We start from the raw sequence: 19,344 nt of genomic DNA, 5'->3' as shown, positions 1-19,344 counted from the left end.
TGAAACAAAGGAGTAGACAGATGAAAGTATTGATCGTAGGAAGCGGCGGAAGAGAACATGCAATTGCATGGAGTGTTGCAAAAAGCCCGAAAGTTGACAAGATTTACTGTGCACCGGGAAATGCGGGAATTGCAGAGTATGCGGAATGTGTAGATATCGGAGCAATGGAATTCGAGAAACTGGCAGCTTTTGCCAGAGAAAAAGAGATCGATCTTACCATCGTGGGAATGGATGATCCTCTTGTTGGCGGAATTGTAGACGTATTTGAAGCAGAAGGGCTGCGCGTATTCGGACCGCGCAAAAACGCTGCTATTCTGGAAGGTTCCAAGGCTTTTTCCAAGGATCTTATGAAGAAATACGATATTCCTACTGCAGCTTATGAGAATTTTGATGATCCGGAAAAAGCTCTGGAATATTTAAGAACGGAAGCAAAATTCCCGATCGTTCTGAAAGCAGATGGCCTTGCACTTGGAAAAGGTGTTCTGATCTGCCAGGATCTTTCAGAAGCAGAAGCCGGCGTAAAAGAGATCATGGAAGATAAAAAATTTGGAAATGCCGGAAATACCATGGTAATTGAGGAATTCATGACAGGCCGTGAGGTTTCCGTACTTTCTTTTGTAGATGGAAAGACGATCCGTACCATGACATCCGCGCAGGATCACAAGCGTGCGAAGGATGGGGATCAGGGACTGAATACAGGCGGAATGGGAACATTTTCTCCAAGTCCGTTCTATACTCCGGAAGTAGATGAATTCTGTAAGAAATATATTTATCAGAAGACTGTAGATGCTATGGCGTCCGAGGGACGTCCGTTTAAGGGAATTATCTTCTTCGGACTGATGCTTACCGCAGATGGCCCGAAGGTACTGGAATATAATGCAAGATTTGGTGATCCGGAAGCACAGGTTGTTCTTCCACGTATGGAGAATGATATCATTGAGGTGATGGAAGCCTGCGTAGACGGAAAACTGGATCAGATTGATCTGAAATTCGAGGATAACGCAGCAGTATGCGTCGTTCTTGCAAGCGATGGATATCCGGTAAAATATGAAAAGGGAATTCCGATCCAGGGCTTTGAAAACTTCAAGGATAAAGACGGATACTACTGTTTCCATGCCGGAACCAAATTTAAAGATGGCCAGATTGTCACAAACGGTGGCCGTGTCCTTGGCATCACTGCCAAAGGAAAAACACTGAAAGAAGCAAGAAAGAATGCATACGCTGCCACTGAATGGATCAGTTTTTCAAACAAGTATATGCGCCACGATATCGGAAAAGCGATCGACGAGGCGTAAGTTCGTCAATTTTCACAGGCACAGCTTGACGAAAACAGGGGTTTCATTGTACAATAGTAACAACTATGAAACACAGTGAGTAGTTACACATAATAATAAAGCTGGATGCTGACAGGACACAACAGGAAGTAACCATTTTCTTTGATGAGGTGTCGCATCCAAGTGATGAGGCAGAGAGGACAGAAAAATGGGAATCAGTGTAGAAGAAGCAATTCATGAACTCAGAAACAGGGAGGAAGTATTTGTTGCGTATTCACAGGCAACCAAACTTCCGTATGTGACCTGCGATGAGGAAACATTTAATGACCAGGCAAGGATTTTTGCTACCGAAGAAGAAATCAAAGAATATGGAAAACAGCTCCTGGAGGATAAGATCCTTCTTATGGGTATGAAATATGAAAAAAAAGATTATCCGAGACTGTATGGTACGCTGTATGCGATCGGAGTAAATAGTGTACTCTGGATCGACGGAGAGAATCAGACCGAAGTTGAACTTGAGAGGATTGCGACTCAGAGAGATATGAGCCAGATCGATCCTTCCAGAAGACCGCTTCTGAATCCTTCTCTGGAACTTTCAGGCATCTATTTTATGCAGGAGCTTCGTCGCCCGGTGAAAGCAGAAGAGCATAAGAATATCCGTGAGCTTGAGGAAGAACTTATTGCTAATCTGCGGAAAGCAGAATTCCTGATCGCGATCAATGCAGAGCAGGAAGAAGACGGAAAGCTTCATATTCCATATCTGAAAAACAAAGAGGACAAGATCATGCAGCCTGTGTTTACAGACGTTATGGAATTTGAGAAATTTGGAAGAGGGAAGAATCTCCGAGTTGCAAAAGTGACTATAGACAAACTTCCGAGCCTGATGATTCCACAGGCAAATGCATATGTAATAAATCCGCTGGGCATCAATCTGGTCCTGAATAAAGAGCAGATTGAGAAAATTGCAGGAATCAGTAAATAAAAACAAAAATTACAGCAGGCTGCCAGGATAAAACTGTGCAGCCTTTTGCTGTTGTAGAGGAGAGATTTACCCGATGGTGATAGAAATCGATTTTAACAGTGATGAGGCGATCTATATGCAGATCACCAATCAGATTATAATGGGGATAGCTACATCAAGGCTTCATGAGGGGGATGCTCTGCCTTCTGTACGGCAGCTTGCAAGTATTGCGGGAATCAACATGCACACAGTAAACAAAGCATATGCACTGCTCCGGCAGGAAGGGTTTGTAACCATCGACAGACGGAAGGGTGCAGTGATTTCCATTGATGCGGATAAAGTCAGAGCACTGGAAGAAATGAAACAGAATCTGACGGTGGCAATGGCATGGGGCTGTTGTAAGAATGTAACAAGAGAAGAAGTCCATCAGCTGGTGGATGAGATTTTTGACGAGTATGACACAGACAGATAGGAGGAGACATCATGCAGGAACGATATACAAAACAGGCAGAGAATGTTCTTGCTCTGGCAAAACAGGCAGCCAGCTCCTGTGGACATAGTTATATTGGCACGGAGCATCTGCTGGTCGGGCTTGTAGAAGAAAAAGAAGGAACTGCCGGAAGAGTGCTGGAAGAATTTGGAATCCAGGCGGATAAGACTATGGCGTTGATCGACGAGCTGATCGCACCGCCGGGAAATACATTAACTGCACAGCAGCCGGGATTCAGCCCAAGGACGAAAAGAGTTTTGGAAAATGCCTATATAGAGGCGGAGGCCATGCATTTTGAAAAGGCAGGTACGGAGCATCTTCTGCTGTCCATGTTAAAGGAAACAGACTGTGTAGGTACAAGGCTGCTGTATACAATGGGAGCGAATATCCAGAAACTTTATGCTGCAGTTCTTACAGCTATGGGGATGGACAGTGATGCTATTGCAGAAGAATTTCAGGCAGTGAAAGCTTCCAGGGGAAGAAATGGCAGTGTCACACCGACTCTCGATCAGTACAGCCGTGATCTTACAGAGATGGCAGAAGAAGGTAAACTTGATCCGGTGGTAGGAAGGGATAAGGAAATTGCCAGACTGATCCAGATCTTAAGCAGAAGGACCAAGAATAATCCATGTCTGACGGGAGAGCCGGGAGTCGGTAAAACTGCTATTGTAGAAGGTCTTGCACAGCGGATCGTTACCGGAATGGTCCCGGATACTGTGAAGAATAAAAGAGTAGTGGTTCTGGATCTTTCCGGAATGGTAGCCGGAAGTAAATACAGAGGCGAGTTTGAGGAACGTATCCGTAATGTCATTGATGAGGTGAGAGAACAGCAGAATATCCTGCTTTTTATTGATGAGATCCATACGATCATCGGGGCAGGTGGAGCAGAGGGAGCTCTGGATGCGTCCAATATCCTGAAACCATCTCTTTCCAGGGGAGAGATCCAGCTGATCGGAGCGACGACTCTGGAGGAATATCGTAAATATATCGAAAAAGATGCTGCACTTGAACGGCGATTCCAACCGGTTATGGTGGAAGAGCCTGATGAAGAGGAAGCAATTGAAATCTTAAAAGGCCTGCGCCCTTATTATGAGAAACATCATGGGGTAGAAATTCAGGATGAAGCACTGGAGGCCGCAGTAAAAATGTCAGTCCGTTATATCAATGACCGGTTCCTTCCGGATAAAGCGATTGATATTATTGATGAAGCGGCATCCAAGGTTCAGCTTGCCGGATATCATCCGTCCCCGGAAGCAGAAGAACTGGAAAGAGAAATCCATGAGATCCTGAAAGAAAAAGAACAGGCCGTTGTAAACGCGGACCTCGAAAGCGCCAGAAAGGCTCAGGCCAGACAGAACAGCGTAGAGGCTGAGCTTGAAAAACTCCGCAAAAAGGCTGAGCGTAAAAACAGGCGGAAATCTCCTGTAGTTGGAGAAGCGGCTGTTGCAGATATTGTATCTGACTGGACGAAAATCCCGGTGCAGCGTCTGACAGAAGGGGAATCCCGACGCCTGGCAAATCTTGAAAAAGTTCTGAAAAAGCGAGTGATCGGTCAGGATGAAGCGGTGTCAGCAGTTGCCCGGGCTGTGAAACGAGGCAGAGTTGGTCTGAAAGATCCGGCTAGACCAATTGGCTCTTTCCTGTTTCTGGGACCTACCGGGGTTGGAAAGACAGAACTTTCCAAAGCTTTGGCAGAAGCAGTGTTTGGAAGTGAACAGGCAATGATCCGTGTGGATATGTCTGAATACATGGAAAAACACAGTGTATCTAAAATGATTGGTTCTCCTCCAGGATATGTAGGATATGAAGAAGGCGGACAGCTCAGTGAAAAAGTCAGAAGAAATCCGTACAGTGTAATTCTTTTTGATGAGATCGAAAAGGCACACCCGGATGTATTTAATATTCTTTTACAGGTGCTTGATGATGGGCATATTACAGATGCCCATGGTCGGAAAGTGGATTTCAAACAGACGATCATTATTATGACGTCTAATGCCGGAGCACAGATGATCATGGAACCGAAACATCTTGGATTTATGTCCGGAGACACGGAAAAACAGAATTATGACAGGATGAAATCCGGAGTAATGGAAGAAGTACGAAGGATGTTCAAACCGGAATTTCTCAATCGAATCGATGAGATCATGGTATTCCATTCTCTTAATAAAGAAAATATCCGCAAGATTGTCACTATTCTTCTGAAAAACCTGGAAAAAAGATGTCAGGAACAATTGAATATCACATTGAAAGTCACAGGAGCGGCAAAAGATCTTATCGCGGATGCCGGTTTTGACAGCAAATACGGCGCAAGACCGCTTCGCCGTGCAATTCAGACGAAGATTGAAGACGAGATGGCAACAGAGATTCTGGAAGGCCGGATCAAAGCCGGAGATACTGTACAGGTAAAGGTGAAAGATAAAAAAATCTGTTTTGTATCCCAGAAATCACAGGAGTAAAAAGCCGTTTTTTGAAAAGTATAAGATTTTTTTCACTTCCTATGGCAAAAAGAAAAGAAATAAGTTATAATTAACATCATCGTAATGATACAACAAAAGAATTTCAGGAGGACATAAGATCATGGCAGTGGTACAGGAATTGATCCGTACAGAAGATAACGGTACTATCAGTTTTGGAGATTATGAGTTAAATCAGAAATCCAAACTGTCGGATTATCAGTATCAGGGAGATATGTATAAAGTAAAAACATACAAGGAGATCACCAAGCTTGAGCGCAATGGAATGTTCGTATATGAGTCTGTTCCGGGAACAAGCGTATTCCATCTTGAGCAGGATGGAACAACCATGAGTTTTGAAGTACAGGGATTTGAGGATTCTCAGATCACAGTTGAGCTTGAGGCTGAGACAGAATATCAGGTATTTATTGATGGAGCAAGCACAGGTACTATGACTACGAACCTGGGCGGCAAGCTTTCTTTCAGCGTTGAGCTGGATACGAACACCAAAGCAGAAGTAAAAATCGTAAAATGCTAAAAAATAAAAAAACAGTATATTTCTGCCAGGAATGCGGATATGAATCAGCCAAATGGATGGGACAGTGTCCGGCATGTAAGGCATGGAATACATTTGTAGAGGAAACTGTTTCATCCAAGAAGTCAGCTTCCTCCAACGCAAAGATATCACAGAAAAAGACAGAACCTGTAATTTTGCGAGATATCAGTCTTTCGGCTGACGAACGCCAAAGTTGTGGGATCGGTGAACTGGACAGGGTGCTGGGAGGAGGAATTGTTCCTGGCTCCCTCGTTTTAGTGGGCGGAGATCCTGGAATCGGAAAGTCTACATTACTGCTTCAGGTTTGCAGGAACCTTTCTTCACAGGGCGTGTCTGTATTATATATTTCCGGTGAAGAATCTTTGCGCCAGATTAAGCTGCGGGCGGACAGACTTGGAAGTTTTAATGATAAACTGAAACTTCTGTGTGAGACTAATCTGGAGAATATCCGTGAGATCATTGAACGGACGAAACCGGATGTGGCAGTTGTAGATTCTATTCAGACCATGTTTCATGAAGATATCACGTCTGCACCGGGAAGCGTTTCGCAGGTAAGAGAATCCACGAATGTTCTGATGCAGATCGCAAAAGGTATGGGCGTATCCATTTTTATTGTCGGTCACGTGACAAAAGAGGGAAATGTAGCAGGTCCCCGTGTGCTGGAGCATATGGTAGATACTGTGCTTTATTTCGAGGGAGACAGACATGCCTCTTACCGGATACTGCGGGCGGTGAAGAACCGTTTTGGCTCCACTAATGAAATCGGAGTTTTTGAAATGCAGAATACAGGTCTGGAAGAAGTAAGGAATCCTTCAGAATTCCTGCTAAATGGAAGGCCGGAGAATGCATCCGGTTCTGTGGTTGCATGTTCCATGGAAGGAACAAGGCCTATTCTGGTGGAGATTCAGGCGCTGGTGTGTCAGAGCAATTTTGGAATTCCGAGAAGAACAGCAGTTGGTACGGATTTTAATCGTGTAAATCTCCTTATGGCAGTGCTGGAGAAGAAAGCAGGAATCCATCTTGCTGCTTCGGATGCTTATGTGAATATTGCCGGAGGAATGAAGATGACGGAGCCCGCTATTGATCTGGGAATCTGTCTGGCAATCATTTCCAGTGCAAAAGATATTGTGATCCCTGATTCTGTAATGGTTTTTGGCGAGATTGGCCTGAGCGGCGAAGTCAGGGCAGTCAGTATGGCTGGTCAGCGGGTGCAGGAAGCAAAGAAACTGGGGTTTGAAACTGTGATCCTGCCGGAGGTGAACCGGGCAGCTACAGAGAGCATCAGGGGAATTCAACTGGTATATGTTGCCGGAATCCGTGATGCGATTTCATATATAATGAGGTAAGAAAGTATGAAAAAGGTTTTGTCAGTAATTATTCCAGTCTACAATATGGAAAAATATATCCGTCAATGTCTGGAATCACTGATGATTAAAGAAGTTCTGGATAAAATAGAAATTCTGGTAGTTTTGGACGGCTCAACAGACCGGTCTGAAGAGATTGCGATGGAATATGCAAAAGCACATCCATATTCCGTCCGGGTGATCAGTAAGCCCAATGGGGGCCATGGATCTGCAATCAACACAGGTATGGATAATGCAGTTGGGGAATATGTGAAAGTGCTGGACAGTGATGACTGGGTAAACGAAAAAGGCTTTGTCACACTTGTGGAAAATCTTGAAAAGGCAGAAGCAGATATTGTGTGGACCAATTTTTTCTGGGTCTATGAACAGACCGGAAAAAGAAGTGTTCAGAACAGACATCCTTTTCAGGGGGTGGAATATGGCAGAAAATACGATTTTCATGATGTTGCGGAAAAAACGTTTGTTAAAATGCATTCCATGACCATACGAACAGAGCTGGTCCGCAGAACAGGTATGCGGATCGATGAGAACTGTTATTATGTAGACGTGGAGTTTGTCATGTATCCGATCCCGGAAGTCAGGACTATCGTATTTCTGGATGAGTTTGTATATATGTACAGACTGGGACGGCAGGGACAGAGTATGACTCTGGAAAAAATGCGTAAAAATCACCGGAATCATGAGAAAGTTCTGAAGAGTCTTCTGAAGTACTATCGCAAAAAAGAATCAGAGGGAACTGACAGGGAGTATCTTGTGTATCTTGAAAAGGGAATTGCCAATGTTCTGAGCAGCCATTTCAAGATTTATCTGAGTTTTCCCTGCTCTGTGAAAATGTGCCACAGACTGCGCAGAATGGATGGGAAAATTCGTGAGTGTTATCCCAATATCTATAATTCAGTCGAAAATAAATTTGTATGGGCTATCAGAAAGAGCAGATATCTGTTATACTATCCGGGACACTTTATCATGAGACTGAGGGAGAAACTAAATGAAATATAGAACAGTGCAGACAATGATGCTTCCGGACTGTGCAGAAGAAAACTACGGACTTTATTATCAAGGTACGGGAGGAATTCAGGTACAGCAGGGTGAAAAAAAATCATTATCCGTACCGGAAAATGAGAAAGCAGATCTGTTTACGTATTTTAACGGGTTTTACCCGAAACAGTGGTCGCAGTATGCACAGCTGGACGGATTGCGGATAAAAGTTACAGTTTCAGGAAACTGCCGGGTGTTGCTGTGCCATATAGATGGAAGCAGAACGGTTGTGGATGAAGAAAAAGAAAGCAGGACTGCGGCAGATATTAAAAACGAACTAGTTTTTGAAGTGTCAGATGTTATTGAAAATATAGCAGCTTTCTGGATCTGCGTAGAAGGACTGGCGCAGGGCGGAGTTCTTTATGATGTTGATTTTCAGTCGGCAGTTGAAGTGCAGCAGGCAGTTCGGCCGGCAGTGGTGATCTGTACCTGCCGCCGTGAAAAAGAAGTTATCAGTAATCTTGAACGGATTTCCAGAATGGATCTGGAGGAACGGCCGGGGATTTTTCTTATAGATAATGGAAATACTCTGACAGAGGAGATGGTTCCGGACTGGGTTCATCTTGTACCAAACCGAAACTGTGGCGGTGCTGGTGGTTTTACCAGAGGAATGATCGAAGCTTTGAAAGACCCGGGATTTACTCATGTGATCCTCATGGATGATGATATTGTCCTGAATCCGGAAGTACTGACGAAAACAATGCTGTTTTTATCTTCCGTAAAAAAAGAATGGCAGGATGCACCGCTGGGTGGTTCCCTTATTGAAAGAGATATTCCCTGGAAACAGTTTGAATGTGGAGCTTTCTGGAACAGAGGAAGGATTCAGGGATGCGGCCAGAATATGGATCTGCGAAAGAGAGATGCTCTTCTTAAGAATACGGAATCTCAGAACTGGGATTATGGTGGCTGGTGGTATTGCTGTATACCGGTATCCGCAATCCGGGAAAAGGGTCTTCCGTTGCCTGTTTTTATTCACAGAGATGATATCGAATATGGAATTCGTATGGGTAAGCTGATGACTCTCAATGGAATCGGTGTGTGGCATGAAGCTGTCACCAAGAAACTTCCTCAGATCGGAGAGTATTATGATATTCGAAATATGGCGATCTTAAATGCAATCCATTATGATGACTGGGATAAACGCCAGTGGAAAAAATTTCTTGTCAAATGGACGGCAGGAAATCTTTTAAGAGGAAGGTATGACTATATTTATCTGAATATCTGCGCTATGCTGGATTTCCTGAAGGGAGAAAAGTGGCTGGAAAACACGGATGGAGTGGAAATTCATAAACAGGTGGCCAGTCGACTTCCAAAACTGGAAAAACTGGACAAAAAAGAAAAGAATGTATTTTACACGACACCAAATGTTAGCGTTTACACTGTGGCAAAAAAGAAACATATTGTTTATGAGGACTCTGCAGGCTTTTGTCTCAGAGCAGACAAAAATCTGCCGGAAACTATACGTCTGAGCATATATTTATTACTGGCATTGAGAAAAACAGACAGGTACTTTGAAAGAGCCAGGGAGAGCTACGGCAGGAACTGGAAGAAATTAATAACAGAAGAGTTCTGGAATAATTATTTGGAGATTAATAAAGATGAGTAAGAATTATAAACTGCAGAATATCCTGTTCTGCGACAATGACAGACTGGAAGCATACTGGGAGATGTTCTTTAAAAGCAGCCGTCCGGTATACGACAGAGAGAATAAGACGATTGTTTTGGGAGCAGGTCAGGTAATTGATTTCTGTACCTATTTTAACTCGATTTCTCTTTTAAAATGGAAAACATACACATATGCAGAAAAACTGATTCTGAGATTACGTGTAAAAGGAGAAATGGAGATCCTTCTTACAGGTTATGAGAAGAAAGATACACAATATATCCGAAAAGTTCTCCGCAGAGCAAAAATCTCAGCAGAAGAAGCACAGGAGATCTGTCTTGAATATCCGGAGAACAATTTGATGCTGGCTGGTTTCGAAATTCATACACATGGTATTTGTGTAATCTATAGTGGTGAGTATATCACAGAGATTGAGGAAGACCAGATGCGTCATGTATCACTGCATCTCTGTACAACAACATTTAAGAAAGAAGACTATATCCTTCCGAACATTCAGCTTCTGAAAGAGACCGTCCTTGCGGGTAATGACAGCCTTGCAGAGAATTTGTGGATCCATGTGGTAGACAATGGCCGTACACTTCCGGCAGAAGAGATTGAGACAGAGCACGTAATGGTACATCCGAACCTTAATGTAGGTGGAGCCGGCGGATTTACAAGAGGTATGCTGGAAGCGATGGATCATAAGGAAAAACCGACCCATGTTCTTCTTATGGATGATGATGTTATGATCCTTCCGGAGAGTCTGATCCGTACTTATAATCTTCTGAAGATCATTCGTCCGGAGTATGAACATCATTTTATCAGTGGAGCGATGCTTTTCTATGAGCAGATGAATTTCCTGTATGAAGATGTAGGATTTATGGATCATGAGGGAACTTATGGCCCACTGAAAGACAGGGTAGATACCCGAAAGATTGAAGATGTTCTTCGCTGTGAAGAGATGATCCATGAGCCGAAGAATGCTTATGCAGGCTGGTGGTACTGTTGTATCCCTATGGAATTTGTGCGTAAAGATAATTTGCCTCTTCCGGTATTTGTACGTGGAGATGATGTTGAATACAGCCTTAGAAACAAGGCGAAGTTTATTACACTCAGTGGTATCTGTATCTGGCATATGGGATTCACCAACAAGTTCAACGGCGCAATGGAATTTTATCAGGTGCATAGAAACACCCTGATGCTTCAGGCTGCCAGCGGAGTATGCCAGAATGCGGATATTATGACCCGTATCCGCAAGCTGGTCCGTGTAAATCTGCTTCGTTTTAATTATGACGGTGCAGAGCTTCTTCTGGATGCAGTTGAGGATTATATGAAGGGATATAAATTCTTTATGAAGAATCAGGGGGAGAAGCTCCTGAAAGAAAAATCTCAGAAAAATGAGAAAATGGAGCCGCTTTCTAATTTCCCGGAAGCACCGACGAAAGTATACAGCGTTTATGCACAGGATCTTCCGCGTAAATCACTGGAGACATTCCTCTACAGAATTACTTATAATGGTCATTTCTGGCCAGAAAAATGGCTGAAAAAGGGAACTGTGCCGATTGCCTATGACTGGTATTATACACCGCACAGATACTTTTTCAGAAAAAGACTTCTTGCGGTTAATCCACATCTGAAAATGGGTGCGTACAGGGAGATGGACAAGAAAAGATTCTTTGAACTGTTTAACAGGGAACGAAAACTTTTCAGTCGTTACAAGCAGATCCATGTACGTCTTGAAAAAGAATACAGAGACCACAGAAAAGAATTCACTTCAGAAAGTTTCTGGAGAAAATATTTGGAGATGGATAAATGAGTGTAAAACATATAGGGGATTTAAAGAAAACAGAGTGCTATGGCTGTAGTGCGTGTGTTTACAGTTGTCCTTTCGGGGCAATTACAATGGAACAGGATAGAGAGGGCTTTCGCTATCCTGTTGTAGACGAAGAAAAATGTACAGGATGTGGAAAATGCAGAAAAATCTGTCCATCCATCTGTCCAAAAGATATGAGCAATGCTCCGGAACCGGAAAGTTATGCGGTATGGGCGGAAGATAACGTTCGAAGAGACAGCAGTTCCGGCGGATTTTTTACAGTACTTGCACGTTCTGTATTTGCACAGGGCGGAGTTGTCTGTGGCGTTGTGATGGATGAGGATTTTAAGGTATTCCATACAGTGGCTACAAATGAAAAAGAGTTTGTTCCTATGCGTGGTTCCAAATATGTCCAGAGTGACCTGAGAGATATTTTCCCAAAAGTTAAAGAGTTTCTTGGGAAAGGTAAAAAGGTGCTTTTTACAGGAACACCTTGTCAGGTTGCTGGATTAAAAGCTTATCTTGGCGGTGAAGAAGAAAATCTTCTTACAGTTGACCTGATGTGTCATGGTGCTCCATCTGAGAAAGTATTTGAACGTTATGTTGACGAAACATTTGGTAAAGAAAATCTGAAAGAGTTTCATTTCCGCACAAAACGCTATGGATATAATTGTACAACCTGTGAGGCTGTATTTAAAAACGGAAAGAAATATGTAGGCGGAATAGAGTTTGACCCATTTGTTCTGGGATTTACAAGAAGTCTTTTCTTAAGGAGAACATGCGAGAGCTGCAAGTATGCTTCTTTCCCGCGTCAGGGAGATCTTACAATGGGTGATTTCTGGGGGATTTCCCTGTATAAGAGAGATCTTAATGATGGACGTGGTACTTCTCTGGTTCTGGCCAATAATGCAAAGGGAGCGGCAGTTCTGGAGTCTGTTAAAGACAGTGTAAAACGCATTGAGAAAACGCCGCTGGAAGCTGCTGTCAAGAAAAACCGTTTTGGTGAGAAAATGCAGGTTCATTCCCAGAGAAGAAGATTTTTTGAAATGCTTGATTACACAAGCATGCATAAAGCGGTTAAATATTGTATGGAAGGCCGTTATGATGTAGGTATTCTTGGCGTGTGGTTTGGATGTAACTACGGAAGTATTGCGACATATTATGGCCTGTCTAAAATTCTGGAAAAGATGGGCTTGTCTACTCTTATGATCGATAAACCGGGATTTGTTGGCCAGGATCGTGAGCTGGATAAGAGTAATCACAGCCGTATTTTTGCAGATACTCATTTCCATGTGAGCAGAAGGTATCGATTAAATGAGATGCATATGCTGAACCATATCTGTGATTCTTTTGTTATTGGATCAGATCAGGTATGGAATCATGGTATTGCCCGCAATTTTGGAAACAGTTTTCTTATGGATTTTGTTCGTGACGAGAAAAAGAAGATTGCGGTATCCGCTTCCTTTGGACATGATCGTGATTTCCGACCGGATCGTGAGCGGATTATGGCCAGTGAGTATTTTAAACGGTTTGATGGAATTTCTGTTCGTGAGGAGTCTGCAGTTGGCCTGATGAAGAAGGTATTTGGTGTAGATGCGACCAGAGTTTTGGATCCCGTATTTGCGGTAGATAAGAGTGTGTATGATGACATAGCGGCGGAATCTGACCGTAATGAGACAGAACCCTATATGCTTACCTATATTTTGGATCCAACTCCTGAGAAGAAAGAGGTTATTAAGTATCTGTCAGAAAAGTTGGGTCTTCGTACATTGCATATTCTGGATGGAACTCCATGGAATTTCCAGGAGAATAAAGAGAAAATGGGAATGGATACGGTTCTGGAGAATATTACGTTCCAGGATTGGATTTACTACTTTAAAAACAGCAGTTATGTATTAACAGATTCCTGCCATGGTATGAGTTTTGCGCTTATATATGGTAAACCGTTTGCTGGTATTGGTAATGCGAAAAGGGGTATGACGAGATTTTCTTCTCTGACAAAACTGTTCCATGTTGAGAATCGTTTGGTGACGAATCCTCTGGATATTATGAAGAATGAGCTGTTTCTGCAGGATCCGGATTATAATGAGATTAATGGGATTATGGAAACAGAGAAGGTTCGTTTCCATGAGTGGCTTAACGGGGTGATGTTCTCTGAGAAGGAAGTTAAGACTTATCAGGCGTTTCCTGTGAAGGTTGCTCCGGTGATCGAGGATGATATTAAATTAAAGATCGAGGGTCCTGCTCCGGTGCAGGCTCGTCCGACTTTCCTGCGCAGGGTTTATTATCATCTGCCGTCTGGTATTCAGGATAGAGTGAAACCTATTGTTAAGAATTATATCAAAAAGAGAGCACAGTAATTTTTGTGATGTAGTTTTATATTGAGTTTTGGCAGCCGCTGTACGTTTTGGGTATGGCGGCTGTATATAGTGAAAGGGAGTGTTTATTTATGGGTATTGGTAATTTTGGAAATATGATGAAGGTTATGAATGCCTGGAATACGTTTAAACAGAATCATCCGAAGTTTCCGGCGTTTTGCAGTGCTGTTTCAAAGCGTGGGATTCGTGAGGGGAGTATTCTTGAGGTGACGTATATTAGTCCTGAGGGGGAGAAATTGACTACGAATATTAAGGTTCAGGCTAGTGATATTGAGCTGCTCAGGCAGATTTCTGGGGGGAATTAGAGGAGAGTTGGAAGGACGCCGCGGGGGTGGCGTTCTTTTTTTCTGGGCTGGAATGTACGTCAGAGGAAGGAGATATCGGACAGGATAGGATACCGGACGCCAGAGGGATGTGGCATCGATTCGGGGAGAAAGCCGGACGCCAGAGGGAGAGGATATCGGCCCGGGCAAGGACTCCGTCGGGGGATACAACTAAGGTTCCGTGAGATGGCTAAAACCATTGCGGCAGGGCCAGAACTCGCCGCTGGCTCAAACAGCTGACCCTGCCGCAATAACGCCCTCTCCCGGGACCTAAGTTGTATCACCCCTCCTCCGCAACAGCCCGAACCGATATCCTCTCCCTCTGGCTGACACTTCCAGCCGGCAGGAAAAAAGATAAAACCCGGATAGGGGACGGAAGCGGACGCGGGGCGTCCTGTCCTGGGATTGTGGGAGTGTAGCTGTATCGGCGTAGCGTCTTAGCTGAAATACCGAAGAGCCCAGAAGAAGGATTGGCATAACGATTCATTATAAATATTGAAGAGTTTGGAAATCAGGTCAGTATAACGTTCCACAGTAAATATTGAAAAATTCGGAAACCAGGTCAGTATAACGCTCTATTGTAAATATTGAAGAGTTCGGAAACCAGCTCAGTATAACGTTCCACTGTAAATATTGAAGAATTCGGAAACCAGCTCAGTATAACATTCCACTATAAATGCCGAAGAATCCAGGAACCCAGATCGGCACAGCGTCCCACTCTGGATACCGCAGCATACAGACAAAAGTCAACCGTGTTACACATCGAAGATGTAACACTCTTTCCGTGCCCAACGGGGTGGGAGCGCGAGGGAGGGCGTTCGGGCTTCGGAACTTTGAGATCGCCTTCCCTCGCACTTACCGCATTGAAAATGCGACCGCCGTAGCGCCACCAGCGAATGGAAGAAGAAAAATTGCATCTTTAAGATAAACTTCCAAAAAATCCAAAAAAATTTGAATTTTATGGTTGACAACCATAACTCCCAGTGGTATTATAACTGAGCTGTCGCAAATAATTGTTTTAGAAAAACAAACAATTAAAAAGAATTTCAGAAAAATGAAATTCACAGTTGACAAAAGACAGAAGATATGATAAAGTATCCAAGTCGTCAACAAAACGACAACAAAATCTTAACTCAAAAATGTTTGAAAAAACTTGAAAAAAGTACTTGACAAACAAAAAGAGATGAGATAAAATAAACGAGCTGTCTGAGAGACAGAACAAAACAAACCTTGATAACTAAACAGTGAAACACATACGATTCTCGAAAATTTCTTTACATTTAAAGAACGGTTTAAACAAACCAAAAGCAGTAAAAACGAGAGATAGCCAAACGGTTGTCTTGAGTGATCGAATCAAACACTTCTTAAGCCTCTGGCTTAATCAGTGTGAACCGCAATCAAGTTGATGCGAGCATCACTGGATTGCTGACACATTTTATCAGAGAGTTTGATCCTGGCTCAGGATGAACGCTGGCGGCGTGCTTAACACATGCAAGTCGAACGGGAAACCTTTTATTGAAGCTTCGGCAGATTTAGCTGGTTTCTAGTGGCGGACGGGTGAGTAACGCGTGGGTAACCTGCCTTGTACAGGGGGATAACAGTCAGAAATGACTGCTAATACCGCATAAGCGCACAGGACCGCATGGTCCGGTGTGAAAAACTCCGGTGGTATAAGATGGACCCGCGTTGGATTAGCTTGTTGGTGGGGTAACGGCCCACCAAGGCGACGATCCATAGCCGGCCTGAGAGGGTGAACGGCCACATTGGGACTGAGACACGGCCCAGACTCCTACGGGAGGCAGCAGTGGGGAATATTGCACAATGGGGGAAACCCTGATGCAGCGACGCCGCGTGAAGGAAGAAGTATCTCGGTATGTAAACTTCTATCAGCAGGGAAGAAAATGACGGTACCTGACTAAGAAGCCCCGGCTAACTACGTGCCAGCAGCCGCGGTAATACGTAGGGGGCAAGCGTTATCCGGATTTACTGGGTGTAAAGGGAGCGTAGACGGATGGACAAGTCTGATGTGAAAGGCTGGGGCTCAACCCCGGGACTGCATTGGAAACTGCCCGTCTTGAGTGCCGGAGAGGTAAGCGGAATTCCTAGTGTAGCGGTGAAATGCGTAGATATTAGGAGGAACACCAGTGGCGAAGGCGGCTTACTGGACGGTAACTGACGTTGAGGCTCGAAAGCGTGGGGAGCAAACAGGATTAGATACCCTGGTAGTCCACGCGGTAAACGATGAATGCTAGGTGTCGGGTGACAAAGTCATTCGGTGCCGCCGCAAACGCATTAAGCATTCCACCTGGGGAGTACGTTCGCAAGAATGAAACTCAAAGGAATTGACGGGGACCCGCACAAGCGGTGGAGCATGTGGTTTAATTCGAAGCAACGCGAAGAACCTTACCAAGTCTTGACATCCCTCTGACCGGAACTTAACCGTTCCTTCCCTTCGGGGCAGAGGAGACAGGTGGTGCATGGTTGTCGTCAGCTCGTGTCGTGAGATGTTGGGTTAAGTCCCGCAACGAGCGCAACCCCTATCCCCAGTAGCCAGCATTTAAGGTGGGCACTCTGAGGAGACTGCCAGGGATAACCTGGAGGAAGGCGGGGATGACGTCAAATCATCATGCCCCTTATGATTTGGGCTACACACGTGCTACAATGGCGTAAACAAAGGGAAGCGAACCCGCGAGGGTGGGCAAATCCCAAAAATAACGTCCCAGTTCGGACTGTAGTCTGCAACCCGACTACACGAAGCTGGAATCGCTAGTAATCGCGGATCAGAATGCCGCGGTGAATACGTTCCCGGGTCTTGTACACACCGCCCGTCACACCATGGGAGTCAGTAACGCCCGAAGTCAGTGACCTAACCGTAAGGAGGGAGCTGCCGAAGGCGGGACCGATGACTGGGGTGAAGTCGTAACAAGGTAGCCGTATCGGAAGGTGCGGCTGGATCACCTCCTTTCTAAGGAAATTGGATACAGTAGGCTGTGCAAACGGCTGAATCAATCCAACTAAAACGGAAAAAGTAGAGAAACAAGATGTGTTTTACTGTTTAGCTATCAAGCTGAAAGATTTCTGGTGCCGATGCGGTTGGGGGACACACCCGTTCCCATCCCGAACACGACGGTTAAGACCCAATCGGCCGATGGTACTGCACTGGAGACGGTGTGGGAGAGCAGGTGGGCGCCAGATCAAAAAAGAAAAACAGGCGTAGATCCTGATGAGAATAGATGCTGGTTTTACCAGTGATTTAAGAAGAAAAGATATTTTCTTTTTAAATGGCTGATAAAACATCAGTCAGCATTGTACCTTGAAAACTGCATACATGAGATTTGATTAAGTTAATCAAATATCCTTAAACGCAAAGTATTAAGAAATTAATGCAAACGCAAAGATAGGAAGACATCGATTTATCTGTTATGAACAGAGTAATCATCATATACGTTACGGACGTAAGTGCTGAGCTTCATGGATCTTCGATCCATTCAGCCGCGACTGCGTCGCATATACGATCAAATTTAAAAAGCCTTATGGAAGCGAGCTTCCAACAGCTTTTCAAATCCGATCGTGCACTTACTGGTAGTAACGCGAGAATCAAGAGACCGCATCACCTACGCTAGGGTGATGAAGCGAAAGGTCAAGCAATAAGGGCACAGGGCGGATGCCTTGGCACTAAGAGCCGATGAAAGACGTGATAAGCTGCGAAAAGCTTCGGGGAGGAGCAAATATCCCGTGATCCGGAGATGTCTGAATGGGGAAACCCGCATGAGAAGACCTCATGCATCCATACGCCAATCCATAACGTATGGAAGGGAACCCGGGGAACTGAAACATCTAAGTACCCGGAGGAAAAGAAAGAAACATCGATTCCGTAAGTAGCGGCGAGCGAACGCGGAGGAGCCTAAACCGGTGTGCGTGCATGCCGGGGTCATGGACTGCATTTAAGATTCAGTAAGGTTAACAGAACGGTTTTGGGAAAGCCGGCCAGAGAGGGTGAAAGCCCCGTACGTGAAAACCAAGCTGACTGAGCAGGATCCGGAGTACCACGAGACACGAGGAACCTTGTGGGAAGTAAGGGGGACCACCCCCTAAGGCTAAATACTACTTAGTGACCGATAGCGCATAGTACTGTGAAGGAAAGGTGAAAAGGACCCCGGGAGGGGAGTGAAAGAGAACCTGAAACCCTGTGTCTACAAGCTGTGGAAGTGCCATATGAGCACAACCGCGTACTTTTTGTAGAACGGTCCGGCGAGTTACGCTTACTGGCAAGGTTAAGTCCTCAAGGGATGGAGCCGAAGGGAAACCAAGTCTTAACAGGGCCAGAGTCAGTAGGAGTAGACCCGAAACCGGGTGATCTATCCATGTCCAGGTTGAAGCTGCCGTAAGAGGTAGTGGAGGACCGAACCCACATCCGTTGAAAAGGGTGGGGATGAGGTGTGGATAGGGGAGAAATTCCAATCGAACCCGGAGATAGCTGGTTCTCCTCGAAATAGCTTTAGGGCTAGCCTCGGTGTGAGTCTTGCGGAGGTAGAGCACTGAATTTCCTAGGGGGCGTCAAAGCCTACCGAAGAATATCAAACTCCGAATGCCGTGTAGATATCACCGGGAGTCAGACTGCACGAGATAAGTTGGGCGGTCAAAAGGGAAAGAGCCCAGACCTACAGTTAAGGTCCCAAAGTGCGCGTTAAGTGGAAAAGGATGTGGGATTTCGAAGACAACCAGGATGTTGGCTCAGAAGCAGCCATACATTCAAAGAGTGCGTAATAGCTCACTGGTCGAGAGGTCCTGCGCCGAAAATGTCCGGGGCTGAAACGCGCCACCGAAACTAAGGAATCCGTAAGGATTGGTAGAGGAGCATTGCATATGGGAAGAAGCAGTACCGTAAGGAGCTGTGGACTATATGGAAGAGAGAATGCCGGAATGAGTAGCGAGATAGAGGTGGGAATCCTCTAGGCCGAATATCCAAGGTTTCCAGGGTAAAGCTGATCTGCCCTGGGTGAGTCGGGACCTAAGGTGAGGGCGGGAGCCGTAGCCGATGGACAACAGGTTGATATTCCTGTACTGCAGTATAACAGAACTGTGGGGACA

General features: G+C 44.8%; 11 protein-coding genes and 3 rRNA genes. All 14 read left to right on the top strand.

All coding sequences use genetic code 11. The annotated features are described in order from the left end of the window. Positions 1 to 20: 20 nt before the first annotated feature. Positions 21 to 1,295, top strand: coding sequence for a phosphoribosylamine--glycine ligase (gene purD / locus AC04Q6_RS15650; protein ID WP_118170526.1), 1,275 nt, complete (start codon positions 21 to 23; stop codon positions 1,293 to 1,295). Between the two features lie 187 nt (positions 1,296 to 1,482). Beyond that, positions 1,483 to 2,256: an SseB family protein gene (locus tag AC04Q6_RS15645; RefSeq protein WP_021977594.1), complete on the top strand. Its 774-nt coding sequence runs from the start codon at positions 1,483 to 1,485 to the stop codon at positions 2,254 to 2,256. Between the two features lie 73 nt (positions 2,257 to 2,329). Beyond that, on the top strand, positions 2,330 to 2,707 hold the full coding sequence (locus AC04Q6_RS15640) for a GntR family transcriptional regulator (RefSeq protein WP_021977595.1): 378 nt from the start codon (positions 2,330 to 2,332) through the stop codon (positions 2,705 to 2,707). 11 nt (positions 2,708 to 2,718) lie between these two features. Beyond that, positions 2,719 to 5,181 (top strand): ATP-dependent Clp protease ATP-binding subunit, encoded by a 2,463-nt coding sequence (locus AC04Q6_RS15635; RefSeq protein WP_021977596.1) that lies wholly within the window; start codon positions 2,719 to 2,721, stop codon positions 5,179 to 5,181. 121 nt (positions 5,182 to 5,302) lie between these two features. Beyond that, entirely contained in the window at positions 5,303 to 5,716 is a 414-nt protein-coding gene (locus AC04Q6_RS15630; RefSeq protein WP_021977597.1) for a hypothetical protein, read from the top strand. Continuing rightward, positions 5,710 to 7,080, top strand: coding sequence for a DNA repair protein RadA (gene radA, locus AC04Q6_RS15625; protein WP_021977598.1), 1,371 nt, complete (start codon positions 5,710 to 5,712; stop codon positions 7,078 to 7,080). Before AC04Q6_RS15630 ends, radA begins: the two co-directional genes overlap by 7 nt. A 6-nt stretch (positions 7,081 to 7,086) precedes the next feature. Next, positions 7,087 to 8,097 (top strand): glycosyltransferase family 2 protein, encoded by a 1,011-nt coding sequence (locus AC04Q6_RS15620; protein ID WP_021977599.1) that lies wholly within the window; start codon positions 7,087 to 7,089, stop codon positions 8,095 to 8,097. Further along, the gene (locus tag AC04Q6_RS15615; protein ID WP_021977600.1) at positions 8,087 to 9,742 is read left to right on the top strand and encodes a glycosyltransferase; all 1,656 of its coding nucleotides are present in this window, start codon (positions 8,087 to 8,089) and stop codon (positions 9,740 to 9,742) included. The genes AC04Q6_RS15620 and AC04Q6_RS15615 overlap by 11 nt, the downstream gene beginning before the upstream one ends. Next, positions 9,735 to 11,555, top strand: a complete 1,821-nt coding sequence (locus AC04Q6_RS15610) for a glycosyltransferase (protein ID WP_118170520.1) — start codon at positions 9,735 to 9,737, stop codon at positions 11,553 to 11,555. The genes AC04Q6_RS15615 and AC04Q6_RS15610 overlap by 8 nt, the downstream gene beginning before the upstream one ends. Next, positions 11,552 to 13,912 (top strand): polysaccharide pyruvyl transferase family protein, encoded by a 2,361-nt coding sequence (locus tag AC04Q6_RS15605; protein WP_021977602.1) that lies wholly within the window; start codon positions 11,552 to 11,554, stop codon positions 13,910 to 13,912. The genes AC04Q6_RS15610 and AC04Q6_RS15605 overlap by 4 nt, the downstream gene beginning before the upstream one ends. 89 nt (positions 13,913 to 14,001) lie before the next feature. Continuing rightward, on the top strand, positions 14,002 to 14,235 hold the full coding sequence (locus AC04Q6_RS15600; protein WP_021977603.1) for a hypothetical protein: 234 nt from the start codon (positions 14,002 to 14,004) through the stop codon (positions 14,233 to 14,235). A 1,453-nt stretch (positions 14,236 to 15,688) separates the two neighbouring features. After that, positions 15,689 to 17,218 (top strand): 16S ribosomal RNA (locus AC04Q6_RS15595). 112 nt (positions 17,219 to 17,330) lie between these two features. Next, positions 17,331 to 17,448, top strand: a 5S ribosomal RNA gene (gene rrf, locus AC04Q6_RS15590). Positions 17,449 to 17,891: 443 nt separating this feature from the next. Next, positions 17,892 to 19,344 (top strand): 23S ribosomal RNA (locus AC04Q6_RS15585); the annotation flags it as partial.

This window comes from Blautia sp. HA9023 (genome assembly GCF_056504095.1).
Note: the sequence above shows the minus strand (reverse complement) of the source record. Positions and strands in the feature narration are given on the sequence as shown.

Bases quoted from the DNA above. Each gene is read 5' to 3' on its own strand.
- AC04Q6_RS15645 (WP_021977594.1), top strand. From the start codon at position 1,483: ATGGGAATCAGTGTAGAAGAAGCAATTCATGAACTCAGAAACAGGGAG.
- AC04Q6_RS15620 (WP_021977599.1), top strand. From the start codon at position 7,087: ATGAAAAAGGTTTTGTCAGTAATTATTCCAGTCTACAATATGGAAAAA.
- purD (WP_118170526.1), top strand. From the start codon at position 21: ATGAAAGTATTGATCGTAGGAAGCGGCGGAAGAGAACATGCAATTGCA.
- radA (WP_021977598.1), top strand. From the start codon at position 5,710: ATGCTAAAAAATAAAAAAACAGTATATTTCTGCCAGGAATGCGGATAT.
- AC04Q6_RS15600 (WP_021977603.1), top strand. From the start codon at position 14,002: ATGGGTATTGGTAATTTTGGAAATATGATGAAGGTTATGAATGCCTGG.
- AC04Q6_RS15615 (WP_021977600.1), top strand. From the start codon at position 8,087: ATGAAATATAGAACAGTGCAGACAATGATGCTTCCGGACTGTGCAGAA.
- AC04Q6_RS15635 (WP_021977596.1), top strand. From the start codon at position 2,719: ATGCAGGAACGATATACAAAACAGGCAGAGAATGTTCTTGCTCTGGCA.
- AC04Q6_RS15630 (WP_021977597.1), top strand. From the start codon at position 5,303: ATGGCAGTGGTACAGGAATTGATCCGTACAGAAGATAACGGTACTATC.
- AC04Q6_RS15610 (WP_118170520.1), top strand. From the start codon at position 9,735: ATGAGTAAGAATTATAAACTGCAGAATATCCTGTTCTGCGACAATGAC.
- AC04Q6_RS15640 (WP_021977595.1), top strand. From the start codon at position 2,330: ATGGTGATAGAAATCGATTTTAACAGTGATGAGGCGATCTATATGCAG.
- AC04Q6_RS15605 (WP_021977602.1), top strand. From the start codon at position 11,552: ATGAGTGTAAAACATATAGGGGATTTAAAGAAAACAGAGTGCTATGGC.